We start from the raw sequence: 15095 nt of genomic DNA, 5'->3' as shown, positions 1-15095 counted from the left end.
GGTTTTCTAGCAAACGGCATGAATTTATAGCTTGTTGGTGGTAAATAGAATGCTGGATTAGGCACTCTCGTGCAGCATCTCTCTTACCTTTTGATAACGCTCAAACTGTTCATCATTTAGTTCGCCGTTTTCTATCACCCTAATACAATTATCGATAAGTTTTTGAATTGAAAGGTCAGCTCTATTGGTATTTTCATTCATGGTAATGGCTTGTAGTAAATTTAATGCAATAGCGATATTTTTTGGCATAACCGTAAAGGCTTGTCTGAAAACTCGTAAGGCATCTTCAAGATCCCCCCGTCTGTAAAAAGCGACTGCTGAATTGTTAAGCTCTTTGGGAGTTTGTTTAATAGTGGATCGTTCCAGTTTCTCTTGTCTAACATAGTGTAAAAATAAACTGCCTTGCTTTTCGTCCTTCTTACAACGTTGTTCGATCACATCCATGATGTTGCTTGATTTTTCGTAAAGTCCTAACTCATGAAACGCTTTGGCTTTGTCTAACAGGGCATCCATACTTTCTAATTCCCAGTTTTCTTCTGCAAGCTGATCAAGCAGGGCTTTGGCATTTTCTTTTTCATCTTGTAAATAAAGTAATCGGGCATCAATCACTTTAATTTGGTCATGTAGTTCCGCTTTGGGGAATGCAGACTTGAATTGTTTTACATATTCATTAGCTTGTTTAAGTAAGTTGTAGGTTTCACTTTCATCTGCTGTCATGGCAAAGTCAATACCGGCTCGCGCAACGTTTAGATAGTTTTCTGGCTTATCGTGAATGGAATCTTTAGCAAAACGTACAATCTTTTTGGCGGCATCAAATTGGGTTTCGTAGTCATGGGTAATGCGCGATAAATCCAAGGCGGTTTTGTGGCGTCTGATGTTTCGAGGTGAGATTTCAGTTGCCATCACAACGCACTCGAGAGCGACATCAAAATCTTTTTGTTTGATATGCAGAGCTGATAATAAATCGTATGCGGCTAATTGCGAATCGGATTTAAAGGCTAATTCCAGGACTAACTTTTCCGCATCATCATCTTCATTGAGTCGAATATGGGCGTTTACTAAGCCTAACTGCGCCCACGTGAACGATTGCACATTGATTATTGCTTGATAAAACTCTTTTGCTTGCTCAAAGTGACCGCAGGCTAATAGTAACTCTCCTTTGGTTTTAAGGGCCAGAGGAAAAAACTCAGCGTTTTTGGGCTCGGATAAAAATAATTCAACTTCAGCCAGTGCTTTGGAAAGCTGACCTTTACCCATAAAACGATAGACTTTTTTTAACGCTCGTTTTCTCACTAACACTTTTGTTAAGCGTCTATCCAAATCATTTACTGTAAAGGGCTTGGCCAGAAAGTCATCGGGTTGCAACTCGACAATGCTGTGAACTAAATCAGAGGTGGTGTCAGCACTGATAAAAATAAATGCGGTGCTTGGTTCTAGCTCGCCATTATGTTTTAGCTGATCGTAAAGGTGATAACCATCGTGATCTTTCTTTAAGTTGTATGAGCAAATTATAAGATCGTAGTGCTCATGCCTGATTTTATTCAATGCATGTTGAGCTCTATCCACATAAGTAATGTTATTAAAGCCGAGTTCTTCTAAGGAATATTTCATATATCCTTTTGCTAAAACTTGATCATCAACGACTAGTACTTTTGTCTCTTTCGATATTTGGGGATTCATAAGCGAGTAAATTTGCAAACAGATGCTTAGGTTATCGTACTTTACGGCAATTTAATAAGGGCTTTTTGTTTTCTTAAGCGAAATCTTTGGAGGTGAATCAAGGAAATAACATGATTTGTTGCAAAAGGATTTAATCACAGAGCAGGGGAGGCAATGCCAATAGATTCCCCAAAGGAGTAATTCAGCAGCTGAACGGCTATGTAAAGCTTGAACTAAGGTACTGTTGATTTAAATTTGTAAATAGAGAAATAGAGAAATAGAGAAATAGAGAAATAGAGAAATAGAGAAATAGAGAAATAGAGAAATAGAGAAATAGAGAAATAGAGAAATAGAGAAAGGGTGGTGGACGCTACTGGGCTTGAACCAGTGACCCTCGCCTTGTAAGGGCGATGCTCTCCCAACTGAGCTAAGCGTCCATATTTTCTTTCTTACTGTGCTGAACCAGTGATCCTCGCCATTCTTTTGTAAAAGGCGGTGATGCTTGCTCTTTTTTCAACTGAGCTAAGCGTCCATTTAAACTTTGAAACATTGTAGAAAATTGGTGGACGCTACTGGGCTTGAACCAGTGACCCTCGCCTTGTAAGGGCGATGCTCTCCCAACTGAGCTAAGCGTCCAATTTTCTTTTTTACTTGCTGTGCTTGGCAAGTGGAGCGCTATTATAGATATGCGACTTAGACTGTCAACCCTAAACTATAAAAATATTGTTTAAATGGCGATTTTCTATCCATTACGTAGTTTTGCCGTGCGTTTAATGTACAAAATGGCTTAAAAATCTCATTTATCACTTATTAGTTTCTAAAATTGGTTTTTTTTAGTCTACGTAGACTGGTAAACTTCGCGCACTTAATTAAAAAGGAAACAATAATGTCCGTGATCACCCGATTTGCCCCTAGTCCCACCGGTTATTTACATGTAGGAGGTGCCAGAACTGCACTTTACTCATGGTTATATGCCAAGAGTAAAGGAGGTAAGTTTGTCTTACGGATTGAAGATACTGACATTGAGCGTTCAACCCAGTCGGCTATCGATGCCATTTTGGAAGGAATGGATTGGTTAGGTTTGGATTACGATGACGGACCTTATTATCAAACTAAACGATTTGATCGCTATAAAGAATTGATCGAACAGTTGCTCAGCGAGGGGAAAGCTTATAAGTGTTTTATGAGCTCAGCGGAATTAGACGATATTCGCGAAAAGCAAATGGCCGCGGGAGAAAAGCCTCGTTATCCTGGAACATGGCGAGATAGAACGGATCATCCTGAAGGACAACCTTTTGCTATTCGCTTTAAAAATCCACTCGAAGGTAAAGTGGTCATCAACGACCATATACGAGGAAAGATCGAAATTGCCAATGCTGAATTAGATGATTTGATTATTCAGCGCAGTGATGGAACCCCCACTTACAATTTTTGCGTAGTAGTAGATGATTGGGATATGGGAATTTCTCATGTGGTACGTGGCGAAGATCATATTAATAATACGCCTCGTCAAATTAACATCTTAAAAGCATTGGACGCACCTGTGCCCGAATATGCTCACGTATCGATGATTTTAGGAGATGATGGAAAAAAATTATCAAAACGACATGGTGCCGTGGGTGTTATGCAATACAGAGATGATGGTTATCTACCTCAAGCCCTGTTGAATTACCTTGTTCGTTTAGGTTGGTCTCATGGTGACCAAGAAATATTCTCTAAACAGGAAATGGTTGAATTATTTGATTTAGATTCAATCGGCCAATCAGCTTCTGCATTTAATACTGAAAAGCTTATTTGGTTGAACCAACATTACATTAAAACGCTTCCTGCGAATGAAGTAGCTGAACACGCTAGATGGCATTTTGAACAACAGAACATAGACTTGTCTAATGGACCTAAACTTGAAGCTGTTATTGAAGCGCAAGCCGATCGTGTAAAAAACTTGGTAGAGTTGGCACAGATTAGTCGATATTTTTATGAAGAGTATGAAGAGTTCGACGCCAATGCCGCGAAAAAACATTTACGGCCAGTTGCTAAAGAAGCGTTGTTATTAGTAAAAGAAAAATTATCTAATATTGATGACTGGACGCCTGTATCAATTCAGAACGCAATTAATGACACTGCGCAAGAATTAGAGATTGGAATGGGTAAAGTCGGCATGCCGTTGCGTGTGGCCGTTACAGGGGCAGGGAATTCGCCGTCACTAGACGTCACTCTAAATCTGTTAAAACCTGAACAAATTGCTCAACGAATCGACAAAGCGCTCATTTATATAGCAAACAGAGAGAAATCATAAAAAAATCATAAAAAAATCGTTGACATGAAAAGGTCTGATGCCTAGAATGCGCCCCGCTGTCAAGGAATGGTAGCTAGCTAAAACAGCTTAGCCACTAGTGACATAAAGCACGGGGCTATAGCTCAGCTGGGAGAGCGCTTGCATGGCATGCAAGAGGTCGGCGGTTCGATCCCGCCTAGCTCCACCAATATCATGGATTGTTTACTACCACCTAGGCCAGTAAGCATTAGATATGACAAGAATTTGTTTTGTAAGGCGTTTTAAGTTGTAGGGTGGTTCACCATCCAATAATGTCGCTCCTCTCGTAGGCTCGACTCGCCTTACAGAAATTTATCGAAGCTTGCTTCGATAGGCAAAATTTCTGTCCCCATCGTCTAGAGGCCTAGGACACCGCCCTTTCACGGCGGTAACAGGGGTTCGAATCCCCTTGGGGACGCCATTTTGAACAGAGTATAGGATGTACTCGGTGGTCGGTAACGGCAACAAGGAACGCTTAATTCACACTCCTGGGCGAATTAAGTAAATAGTAGTGATAGAAAATTGTTTTTGTAAGGCTCGTTATAGTTATAGGGTAGTTCACTATTCTATAATGTCGTTCCTCTCGCAGGCTCGACTCACCTTACAAAAAATCTCGGAAACATGTTTCCGAAGCAAGATTTTTTGTCCCCATCGTCTAGAGGCCTAGGACACCGCCCTTTCACGGCGGTAACAGGGGTTCGAATCCCCTTGGGGACGCCAATTAGAAAAACCGCACTTTTTAGTGCGGTTTTTTTATGTCTGAAAAATAATAGGTAAAGTGGCTGACATTTTTCATGCCTGTCCACGCTATCAGCATCCAGGATGACAGGATCTAAAAGGTCAATGGGACATCTGATGTGTATCCAATTGCTAATTTGCACAAATATCTATGCTGTAGCATATTAGGTGCAATTCGAATTTATTGGAAAATAGCATTGAATCCATTGAATTGGATAGGCAATAAAATAGCGCACTTTCTACAAAAGCCTAGCCCAACCTATCGTAGTGAGACCACTTGCGAGCCTGATGCTTTATTAAAAACCCTCAAAAAAGGCGATGTGCTGTTGATTGATGGTGTAAGTAGGGTGAGCACCGCAATTAAATATTTAACTCAGTCTACTTGGTCACACGCGACGCTATGCATAAGCGACCAATACGGTATTGAAAATCCAGATATTGCTAAAGTCCATTTACTCGAAGCTGATGTTGTGGAGGGTGTCAGGGTGGTAAATTTACAGGAATATGTGGATCAAGGGACAAGAATTTGTCGGCCAGTCAGTCTCAATCAACAGGATATTGACAAAATTGTAGACTATGCGAGACAAAGAATTGGGCATCAATACGATACCAAAAATATTCTCGATTTAGCTCGTTATTTAATCCAAACTCCGCCGGTACCTGTGGGGTGGAGGCGGAATATGTTGTCTCTGGGGAGCGGAGATCCGACTAGAGCAATTTGTTCTTCATTATTGGCACAAGCATTTCAATCAATTGGTTACCCCATTTTGCCACAAAAAATTACACGGCCTCAAAGTACGCTTGTCAGATCTAAAATAAATCATTTTTTCCAATCTAGGCACCACACACTTTTTGTACCTAAGGACTTTGATATATCACCATACTTTGCCATTATAAAGCCGACTATCGAATTACATTTTGATCCTTATTCGTTTAACTGGGTTTCTGAATCCGAATTAAAACAAGAAAATCAACAGCCAACTGTTGTAAAAGATTAACAGGAGACAACCATGCTTGAACTTAGGCCAAATTGTGAGTGGTGTGATAAAGATTTACCCCCTGAGAGCACCGAAGCCTGTATCTGTACTTACGAATGTACTTTTTGTCAGAGCTGCGTCGATTCTGTATTGCTGAATGTTTGTCCAAATTGTGGAGGTGGTTTTAGCACAAGACCAATAAGGCCAGCGAGGCCTTTTAGGCTAGGGGTTAGCCTACAAAGTCATCCAGCCTCTACAAAGCGCGTTAACAGTCCTTATTCAAAAGAGGAAATTGAGGCATTTCGGAAAACTGTAGTGACCAAATAAGAGTAATGAAATTACAATCCAAAAACATCAGTTCTCCTTGTATTCGAAATTGTTGTTTAGACCAACATGATGTTTGCTTGGGATGTAACCGTAGCCTAGAAGAAATTTTAATCTGGGGGAGTGCTGATGATGAGCAAAAAATAAATATATTATTAAATACTCAAAAGCGTGAAAATCAACGTAATAAAGTACCAAATAACAGATCATAAAAGCGCCATTTTTGCTACAATCCGCCACTTTCTGTTTCCCTAAAATTTAATTAATTGAAATGAAAATTGTGTTAGCGCCTATGGAAGGCGTGGTTGATCATCTAATGCGCGATATGTTGACTCAAGTCGGCGGATTTGACTCGTGTGTAACTGAATTCGTGCGTGTGGTAGATCAACTTTTACCGACTAAAGTATTCTATCGTCTATGCCCTGAATTACATCACCATGGATTAACACCTTCAGGTGTGCCAGTAAAGGTGCAACTGTTAGGGCAAGAACCTGATTGGCTGGCGGAAAATGCGGTTAGAGCGATTGAATTAGGTTCTCATGGTGTGGATTTGAATTTTGGCTGTCCCGCCAAGACAGTCAATAAAAGTAAAGGCGGAGCAGTACTTTTAAAAGAGCCTGAAGCTCTTTATAAAATCGTTTTGGCAGTGCGTGAGGCGGTTCCTCAACAACACCAAGTGACAGCCAAAATGCGCTTAGGTTTTGAAGATAAATCTTTAGCGATTGAAAATGCTCAGGCTATTGAAGCCGCAGGGGCCAGCAGTTTAGCGATTCATGCGCGAACCAAAACTGAAGGATATAAACCGCCTGCTTATTGGGAGTGGATTGCCAAAATACGCCAACAAACGCAGATCCCTATTATTGCTAACGGTGAAATTTGGTCGAAGGCAGATGCAATCCTTTGTCAGCAGCGTTCTGAGTGCCAGGACATTATGTTGGGACGAGGTGCGTTAGCTTTGCCTAATTTAGCTCAAGTTATACGACAGGATGCTAGTAAGATGACGTGGGAACAGGTTAAAGCACTACTGTTAAGCTATTCAGGATATGAAATATTTGGTGATAAAGGTCGTTATTATCCGAACCGTATAAAACAATGGTTAGGCTATTTAAAAGTGCAATATCCAGAAGCTGAAAGCTTGTTTATGCGCATTCGGTCAATGACTAAATCAGCCGATATTGTGTCTGTTCTGCAGCACTATCAAGACAGTGATGTTTTTAGCTAAAAGATATTTTTTAACAACAATTATTATAGGTGATTTGAAATGGCATTGAAGCCGACAATTTATAAGTTTCGTATTTCGTTGGCTGACATGGACAGGCATCATTATGATAATTTGAGTTTAATAGTGGCACAACACCCATCTGAAACAACGCAGCGGATGATGGCTAGAATTGTTGCTTTTTGTATTCATGCTCAAGATGGACTGGAATTAACCAAAGGATTAAGCGAAACCGCAGAGCCGGACATTTGGGTGAAACAGCCAAATGATGACATAAGTTTATGGATAGAAATTGGTGAGCCTGACGCAGAAAGAATTAAAAAAGCTACTCGTTTGGCCTCTAATGTGATTGTTTATAGTTTTAATACTAAGTCTGATGTGTGGTGGCAGCAATCAGCCACAAAATTTAAACAGCTAAATGCAAAATTCTATAGATTTGATTGGCAACACATATGTCAACTTACTGAATTAATTGAAAGAACCATGGATATGACAGTTACCATTGCAGATCAATCTGCATTCATCGCCACAAATCTAGGTGAATGTGAAGTTCCTTGGGATGAACTTCAGGCAGGTTAATTGCAGTATCTTCAACAACTGGTATATTTAATTCTAAGAAAACTCGCTCTGCTTTCTATGTTCTAGATTTTATTTGGATTAACAATAAAAGCTGGGCAGGGTTTGACCATCCGTTATCGATAAAAACAACAATAAACGAACTTACTTTTTGGCAGGAAATCATGAAAATACTATCTACCTACGCAGGGGTCTCCCTAAGCGTTTTGGCTAGCGTGTTATTAGCTGGTTGTGATGCAGAACAACCAGAAAAAGAACCGCCAGTTACCCTGAATAAAAATCCATTCCCTAGTACTTATCAAGCGATGGACAGTGAACCGACTTTAATTACAAATGTGCATATTCTCGACGGTGTTGGTGGTTACATTGAATCCGGTTCCGTATTTATTAGCGATGGTAAAATTAAGGCGATAGGAAAATCAGTTAGTGCGCCAGATGGAACTAAAACCATTGATGGTAAAGGGCAATGGGTTACCCCTGGGATTATTGATGTACATAGCCATTTAGGCGTTTATGCCACACCCGATACAGCTTCTCATTCTGATGGCAACGAAATGACTAATCCAGTAACAGCCCAAGCTTGGGCGGAACATTCAATATGGCCACAGGATCCTGGTTTTCATCGAGCGCTTATGGGAGGTGTCACCAGTTTACAAATATTGCCAGGCTCTGCCAATTTAGTGGGGGGCAGATCGGTAACCGTTAAAAATGTGCCCAATCGAGTGATTCAAGATATGAAGTTTCCAGGAGCTCCCTACGGCATCAAGATGGCCTGTGGAGAAAATCCAAAACGTGTATATGGCAAAAAAGGTGGACCCGGCACACGAATGGGTAACGTAGCTGGGTATCGACAAGCTTGGGCAGATGCACAAGACTATAAAAATAAATGGGATCGATATTATGCAGAGTACGATCAAGGTAAGGATCCTAAAGTTCCGAAAAGGGATTTAAAGTTAGAAACCTTAGCAGGTGTGTTGGATGGTGAAATCATCGTTCATATGCATTGTTATCGTGCTGATGACATGGGCACAATGCTGGATGTAATGAAAGAGTTTAACTATCAAATTGGTTCTTTTCATCATGCCGTTGAATCTTACAAAATTGCGGATCGTTTAAAAGAAAACAATGTTTGTTCTTCAATGTGGGCTGACTGGTGGGGCTTTAAGATGGAAGCTTATGATGGTATTCAAGAGAATATCCCTATGGTCCATGCTGCTGGGGCCTGCGCCATAGTGCATTCTGATGACGACAAAGGCATTCAACGTTTAAACCAAGAAGCAGCTAAGGCCTGGGGAAATGGTAAGCGAGTTGGAATTGAGATCTCACAAGCTGATGCGTGGCAGTGGTTATCTGCAAATCCTGCTAAATCATTGGGAATATTTGATCAAACAGGTTCATTGGAAGTAGGTAAAAACGCCGATTTAGTACTATGGAGTACAGATCCGTTTTCTACTTATGCTAAAACCGTCAACGTATACATTGATGGAGCCCTTGCTTTTGATCGTAACGATCCAAGTAGTTGGCCGGTAAGTGATTTTGAATTAGGACAACCAGGTGAAGGAGACAGCAAATGATTAACTTAAGTAAATTACTTTCTTTAGCTGTGTTGGCGGTTTCCGTTGCTAGCATTTTTAATAATAATGCGATAGCAAAAAATATTGCGATTGTTGATGCCACAGTTCACACCATGACAGAGCAGGGCACATTAACCAACGCTACTGTATTAATTAGTGAAGGTAAAATTCAGACGATTTTAACCGAAACTCCTGCGTTGACCGGCTATGAGATTATTGATGGTAAAGGCAAAGTAGTCACACCTGGTCTGATTGGTGCCTATACGTCTTTGGGATTGGTAGAAGTAAGTTCCTCTGCAGGAACAGTAGACAGCAGTTCTTCTGACAATGCGATTAGCAAAACCGGTGCTGCGTATGACGTATCTTATGCACTTAACCCTAATTCTTCGTTAATGGCTATATCTCGAATTGAAGGAATTACCTCAGCAGCGACAAGCATGAACAGAACTGGACAATTGTTTACTGGACAAGGTGCAATTATTACCCTTGGTCAGGGCAGTTCAGCACTAATGAAAAAGTCCGCTTTTGTCTCTACTGGTGTCGACAATGGCGCTGCAAATAACAGCGGCGGCAGTCGAGCTGCGTTATGGGTAGCTTTGGAACGAGCTTTAGATGAGGCAAGCTATGTCGATGGTAAAACGTTCAATCCTCAATCCCCGTGGTACGGTATAAGCAGTCTTGATGATGCAATCGCCTTAATACCTGTTATAAAAGGCGATATTCCACTAATGATCGCGGCTCATCGTGAAGCGGATTTGTTGCAAGTGATTGCGTTGAAAAAACGTCATCCTAAACTAGATGTTGTAGTTCTATATGCAACTGAAGGTTGGAAAGTGGCTGAACAATTAGCGCAAGCAGATATTGCTGTTATTTTGAATCCTGAATCGAATTTACCGTACGAATTCGACCAATTAGCTGCAACAATGGAAAACGCTGGTCGCTTGCAAAAGGCCGGTGTAATTATTGCTATTGGTATGAACACCCACAATATTCGTTTAGCCAAGCAACATGCTGGAAATGCTGTTTCTCACGGCTTACCTTGGGATGCAGGCCTTGCCGCGTTAACAATTAACCCAGCCAAGATATTTGGTATAGACGACAAAGTTGGTAGTCTGAGCAAAGGCAAACAAGCTGATGTGGTGGTTTGGTCTGGCGATCCGATGGAAGTTGCTGAGGGTGCTGAAGTTGTTATCATTAATGGTGAGTTAGTTGAAATGACATCTCGTCAGACAAAACTGCGTGATAGGTATTTGCAACCTTCTAATGGAAAAAGTGTGCATTACACCAGACCATAAATTGTTATCTCTGACTCGTGCGTAGTATGGGTTGGTAATATAGTAATTTAAACACAAAATAGAACTTTAGATGTGACCCCCAATAGTTGAAAAATCCGAAGACTGGGGGTCTTTTTTATGGCTAACCCGCACTTATTCTTCAAGTTTTTTTTGCGCCTTTCCTACATCTTTAATCTTTAACAGCAAATATTCATTTTTTGGATACCGTTAAACTGCTCTGCAGCAGATTTATTGGAAATAATCATATCAGACGGTCACCAAACTTTTTATAAGGTACTCTTTAAATTAAGTGCTGATATTGATTTGAGCAATATTTCACACCTCAATTTGGTTGATGAACTTCAATACTTGGTGTTTTATGATACGCACTCTTTGTCGCTGGCAGCAAAAATACGATTATGGGTTATCAATTGTTTTTTATTGGGTTGGATAACAAAGCTTGAAGCTGGTTATTTGTTACTTCAGTCTTAAATCCTTAATTCATTGTTCCAGTATTTGATGTGATTTTGATTGGGACATGACTAAACCGCCAATTGAAATACAGTGGTTTCTTTAGACCAGTTTAACCGTGCATGCTAACGAAACTCAATTAATCTGGCAGTGTACTTATATTCGGTATTTATCCTATGTCTATTTATAAGTAAGCTGACCTTTTTCTATTTGTTATTGGATAGCTGATTCATAATCGCTTAAACAGACTTTTTTGAGAATGTTTAGTCATCAATTGCATTACATTCTGCAAATTAAATTTGAAAAGTGTCAACGCTATTTAGGGCGGGTTAGGGTCATAAAAAAAGCCCGCGATTGCGGGCTTTTTCAATTTTTGAAATAACTAACTAATTATTGAGCTTCAACATCAAGAACAGTTAGTGCATTTTCATCTCCGTTTTCATCTTTATATATGACACCACCAACATAGTTTTCACCACTTTGCAGTCCATACATACCGACATAAACGTTACTTGTACGACCATTAACAGCTCGTGAAGATGCTCTAACAGTCATTTTCGTAGTACCAGACTCATCGACAGTCCAGACGTGTAATGGAGCGAGAACACTGTCTTCGCCACCCAATGAATAACCGTGCACAAACACGACATAAATGTCACTATTTCCTAGATTAGCTAAAGGCTCAGGATCAATTAAGACAACAGATTCATTCGATGTAGCGGTTAAACTAGAGCCAACTTCTGAACAGCTAAAACCTGGACAAGCATAAACATATAAGTCCAAATCAACATCAGCAGTGGCTTGATCTTCGTCATAAAGGGCGAATTTAGCTATGCGAGTACCTTCTGGCACGTCTACAAAGTAAAAACCTAAACTACCTTCATTGAAAGCGAATTCTTGGTCAGCATCCTGATAAACGGTATCTACAAATACATCAGCAGTATCTAGGCCAATTCCTTCAGCATACAATCTGCCGTTATAACCCATTTCCGCTGATAATGTGACCCGTGCAACAGAACTTGTAGTAGTCATGTTTACAGTCTCAGGAGCGATAACTCTAAGTGGAGCTGTTGGTTTTATAGCGATTGGACTGCGAACATCGTGACTTCCATCACTCCATGTTATATCACCAAATACCCATTCATCCTCTACTGCACTGTCATTTTTAGTAAAGGTCAACTGATAAATACCCAGACCACTATCGTTGAAGCTCATAGTATCTGAATCAACAATTGTTCCTGTGGCAAAATCGTAAACACTTACAGTGACATCAACACCTTCTGGAGCGTTAACTGTAGCAACGTAGCTATCAGAGTCACTTACATTAGTCACATAACGTGTAATGGTTTGCGTGTCTGCTAGTTGTTCAATTGCAATGGAAGCAAGATTGAGATCACTGGCATCAGTTGGGAAACCAGCACCCTCTAATGCTGCACAAGCACCTGGGAAGTAATCTGATTCTACGAATGCTTGTTCACCTTGACCACATAAAAACGCATAGTAGTCATTAAAATCAGCATCGTAAACAAGACCAGGATCAACCGCTGAATTAGGATCAACATGACCTGCTCCATAATCAAATGGATCAGCAGCAGTTAAACCATCTTCTTTAGTTAGGTTTTGTCTTGCAGTCGTCATTATAGCTGATTTGACCGCAGCAGGACTCCATGTCGGATGAGCTTCTCTAACTAAGGTAGCTAAACCAGCAATGTGCGGTGATGACATTGAAGTACCACTTAGATAAGCATAGCTTTCACCCATCTGTCCGCTGTCGATTTGAGAACCGGAAGTCCCCGCTAGAATCTGCTGTCCCGGGGCTGTGATATCAGGTTTAATGATATCTGCTGTTGCTAGACTTTCACCACGTGAAGAGAAGCCGGCCATCTGATTGCCAATTTGTGGAATTATGCCACCAGAAATACCATCATTGGTTAAGGTAACACTTACCACCATTTCATCTACTAAATCTACTAATTCCAATCCATCAGAATTAGAGATCATCACACCAGGAATATTGATTCCAGTGCTTTCACCGCCCATGACGATCGCTTCAGCAGTTGAATAAACAACCACCCCGATTGCGCCAGCTTCTTGTGCATATAGAATTTTTTCTGAAAATGCACATGAACCTCTGGAAATTAAAGCGATATTTCCGTCAATTTCTTCAGCATTTGTAATTGGATTGTTACCAGTAAAAATATCTGGATCTTCGTCACACATGAATACTGGAGATGTCGCTACCAATTGACCACTAAGACCTTCGTCAGGAATTGGAGAAGTAATTGAACCACCTAATGAATAATATGCGTCATTCGTATCGCCATAACTCACATTAAGAGATTTCCCTACAACCTCTGCATCTCCATCGTATGTTGATGCGCCAACTGTCGTTACCCATGGAACATTATGGGCAACAGTTTGTGCGCCAGGGCCAGAGTTACCAGCAGAAAGTGAACTAAATACTCCGCCTTGAGATGCATTGAAAAACGCAACATGAACCGGATCGACTAAGGTCGTTGTACTTCCACTGATAGAATAGTTAATAACATCTACACCATCCGCAACTGCAGCATCAATAGCCGCTACAGAATCAGTTGGGAAACATCCGCTATTACCTTCCGCACTGCCATTCCAACAAACTTTATAGGCAGCGACACGAGCTCTTGGCGCCATACCTGTTACTGTACCGACATCTAATCCTAAAATTGTTGCTGAGACATTTTCATTCCCGCCCGCTGTAGTTATGGTATGTGTACCGTGACCGTCGGCATCTCTAGGGGAATCAAATTCACCAGGTAAGATAGATTCAGGTGCGAAGCCTGAATTAAAATAACGTGCACCGATTAATTTGTTATTACAACTAAACAGTGGATCAGTACCTACATCACAAGCATCCTCAGGAGCTGGCCATTCAGGTCGTGTCTCCTGGATAGGGTCAAAACCGGCGTCATCTAAACTGGGGTTTTCTGGCCATACACCAGAATCTACTACCCCAATAATCATGTTTTCGCCTTTATTGCCTAAAGTATGAAGTCCACCAGGCGCTGTCAATCCTAAAAAACTAGGAGTGTTTGATGTATCCATATGTCTTACTTCATCTGGCCATATGTTCAAAACTTCTGGATTACTTTTTAGTTTAGCAATTTGTGTTTCTGTTAAAACTGCCGCAAAACCATTGAACGCATGCTCATAGGTGTAAATTGCTTCAGTTACACCAACACTACTCATTACCTGTCTTTGTTTGTTAACTAGTTTATTGCGATACGTAATTGAAGCGACAGAGTTGGCATCATATTTTGCTGTGTTCAAGACACCATCTGCTTTTAACGGGATGCCAGTTGATTTGACTCCACTAATTGCGGGTTGGTCTTTTAACTGAATAATGTACCTAGAGGTTGCTTTTAAATTATGAGAGGTTGAACCATCTAAAGTGAGTAAACTGCGGTCTGAATTAGATAATGCCAAAGCACTATGCACAGACATCGCCAAAAAGCACCCGGTTCCGAGCACTGTTAGCTGTTTGCGTAACATAGAATCTTCCTTTATTGTTTTATAATTATGAGCAGCGTTTTACTGCCTACGTTTAGAAACGTTTTCCAAACTTCTTTGGTTTGGTAACTTGACCAAGATGGCCAAATCTAATCTTTACACCATCAAAACGTCTTTTATTTTTGATGTGGTCGTAAATTAGACTTTGTATTCAAGCAAGAAACATTCCCCCTATATAGCGTACTGATATATATAATAATTTTAATCGCTAGATAAAAGACGAATCAAAAGTTGTTAAAAATGCTGACAGAGGATTGATTGTTCCATGTACGATTGATGGTTGATTTTTATAAATAAATTTAAACAGCTCTCAAAAATTACACTAAAAGCTATTGCGTTATAGTTATCGCTCTATATTCAGGCTATTTAATTAGTGATAACTATAAATATAGGTTAAATTACGAAAACATTAAAAAAGTA

11 protein-coding genes and 5 tRNA genes are annotated in these 15095 nt (G+C 40.4%); 12 read left to right on the top strand and 4 right to left on the bottom strand.

Going from position 1 to position 15095, the window contains the following annotated elements; translation table 11 throughout:
• Window positions 1–57 precede the first annotated feature (57 nt).
• The 3 genes from ABWV72_RS09250 to ABWV72_RS09240 all read right to left on the bottom strand — a co-directional run bounded on the left by ABWV72_RS09250 (window position 58) and on the right by ABWV72_RS09240 (window position 2295).
• A complete protein-coding gene (locus ABWV72_RS09250; protein WP_342807774.1) occupies window positions 58–1680 on the bottom strand; it encodes a response regulator in 1623 nt (540 codons plus the stop codon).
• Window positions 1681–2020: 340 nt separating this feature from the next.
• Window positions 2021–2096 (bottom strand) — tRNA-Val (locus ABWV72_RS09245).
• Window positions 2097–2219: 123 nt separating this feature from the next.
• Window positions 2220–2295 (bottom strand) — tRNA-Val (locus ABWV72_RS09240).
• Window positions 2296–2545: 250 nt separating this feature from the next.
• Between ABWV72_RS09240 and gltX the strand changes: the two genes are divergently transcribed.
• From gltX to ABWV72_RS09180, 12 genes are all read left to right on the top strand, one after another.
• On the top strand, window positions 2546–3955 hold the full coding sequence (gene gltX, locus ABWV72_RS09235; protein ID WP_353370169.1) for a glutamate--tRNA ligase: 1410 nt from the start codon (window positions 2546–2548) through the stop codon (window positions 3953–3955).
• A 111-nt stretch (window positions 3956–4066) separates the two neighbouring features.
• Window positions 4067–4142: transfer RNA gene (locus ABWV72_RS09230), tRNA-Ala, on the top strand.
• A gap of 176 nt (window positions 4143–4318) precedes the next feature.
• A tRNA-Glu gene (locus ABWV72_RS09225) sits at window positions 4319–4394 on the top strand.
• A gap of 223 nt (window positions 4395–4617) precedes the next feature.
• Window positions 4618–4693, top strand: a tRNA-Glu gene (locus ABWV72_RS09220).
• Between the two features lie 215 nt (window positions 4694–4908).
• The gene (locus ABWV72_RS09215; protein WP_216048747.1) at window positions 4909–5709 is read left to right on the top strand and encodes a YiiX/YebB-like N1pC/P60 family cysteine hydrolase; all 801 of its coding nucleotides are present in this window, start codon (window positions 4909–4911) and stop codon (window positions 5707–5709) included.
• 12 nt (window positions 5710–5721) lie between these two features.
• The gene (locus ABWV72_RS09210) at window positions 5722–6015 is read left to right on the top strand and encodes a DUF1272 domain-containing protein (protein WP_216048748.1); all 294 of its coding nucleotides are present in this window, start codon (window positions 5722–5724) and stop codon (window positions 6013–6015) included.
• 5 nt (window positions 6016–6020) lie between these two features.
• Window positions 6021–6224, top strand: coding sequence for a DUF1289 domain-containing protein (locus tag ABWV72_RS09205; RefSeq protein WP_216048749.1), 204 nt, complete (start codon window positions 6021–6023; stop codon window positions 6222–6224).
• 59 nt (window positions 6225–6283) lie between these two features.
• Window positions 6284–7234, top strand: a complete 951-nt coding sequence (dusC, locus tag ABWV72_RS09200) for a tRNA dihydrouridine(16) synthase DusC (protein WP_216048750.1) — start codon at window positions 6284–6286, stop codon at window positions 7232–7234.
• A gap of 39 nt (window positions 7235–7273) precedes the next feature.
• On the top strand, window positions 7274–7810 hold the full coding sequence (locus ABWV72_RS09195; RefSeq protein ID WP_216048751.1) for a YaeQ family protein: 537 nt from the start codon (window positions 7274–7276) through the stop codon (window positions 7808–7810).
• Between the two features lie 161 nt (window positions 7811–7971).
• Window positions 7972–9381 carry an amidohydrolase gene (locus ABWV72_RS09190; RefSeq protein WP_216048752.1) on the top strand — a complete coding sequence of 470 codons (1410 nt, stop codon included), beginning with the start codon at window positions 7972–7974 and terminating at the stop codon, window positions 9379–9381.
• Entirely contained in the window at window positions 9378–10676 is a 1299-nt protein-coding gene (locus tag ABWV72_RS09185) for an amidohydrolase family protein (RefSeq protein WP_342807778.1), read from the top strand. Before ABWV72_RS09190 ends, ABWV72_RS09185 begins: the two co-directional genes overlap by 4 nt.
• Window positions 10677–10907: 231 nt before the next feature.
• The gene (locus tag ABWV72_RS09180) at window positions 10908–11147 is read left to right on the top strand and encodes a hypothetical protein (RefSeq protein WP_353370165.1); all 240 of its coding nucleotides are present in this window, start codon (window positions 10908–10910) and stop codon (window positions 11145–11147) included.
• A 369-nt stretch (window positions 11148–11516) separates the two neighbouring features.
• On the opposite strand, the gene ABWV72_RS09175 is transcribed toward ABWV72_RS09180, so the two are convergent.
• Complete coding sequence (locus tag ABWV72_RS09175) at window positions 11517–14657, bottom strand: S8 family serine peptidase (RefSeq protein ID WP_353370163.1); 3141 nt, start codon at window positions 14655–14657, stop codon at window positions 11517–11519.
• Between the last annotated feature and the right edge of the window lie 438 nt (window positions 14658–15095).

The organism is Aliiglaciecola sp. NS0011-25, from assembly GCF_040370605.1.
Taxonomy (GTDB): domain Bacteria; phylum Pseudomonadota; class Gammaproteobacteria; order Enterobacterales; family Alteromonadaceae; genus Aliiglaciecola; species Aliiglaciecola lipolytica_A.
Note: the sequence above shows the minus strand (reverse complement) of the source record. Positions and strands in the feature narration are given on the sequence as shown.

Coding starts and splice junctions, on each gene's coding strand:
- gltX (WP_353370169.1), top strand. CDS start 2,546: ATGTCCGTGATCACCCGATTTGCCCCTAGTCCCACCGGTTATTTACAT.
- ABWV72_RS09190 (WP_216048752.1), top strand. CDS start 7,972: ATGAAAATACTATCTACCTACGCAGGGGTCTCCCTAAGCGTTTTGGCT.
- dusC (WP_216048750.1), top strand. CDS start 6,284: ATGAAAATTGTGTTAGCGCCTATGGAAGGCGTGGTTGATCATCTAATG.
- ABWV72_RS09175 (WP_353370163.1), bottom strand. CDS start 14,657: ATGTTACGCAAACAGCTAACAGTGCTCGGAACCGGGTGCTTTTTGGCG.
- ABWV72_RS09250 (WP_342807774.1), bottom strand. CDS start 1,680: ATGAATCCCCAAATATCGAAAGAGACAAAAGTACTAGTCGTTGATGAT.
- ABWV72_RS09185 (WP_342807778.1), top strand. CDS start 9,378: ATGATTAACTTAAGTAAATTACTTTCTTTAGCTGTGTTGGCGGTTTCC.
- ABWV72_RS09195 (WP_216048751.1), top strand. CDS start 7,274: ATGGCATTGAAGCCGACAATTTATAAGTTTCGTATTTCGTTGGCTGAC.
- ABWV72_RS09205 (WP_216048749.1), top strand. CDS start 6,021: ATGAAATTACAATCCAAAAACATCAGTTCTCCTTGTATTCGAAATTGT.
- ABWV72_RS09210 (WP_216048748.1), top strand. CDS start 5,722: ATGCTTGAACTTAGGCCAAATTGTGAGTGGTGTGATAAAGATTTACCC.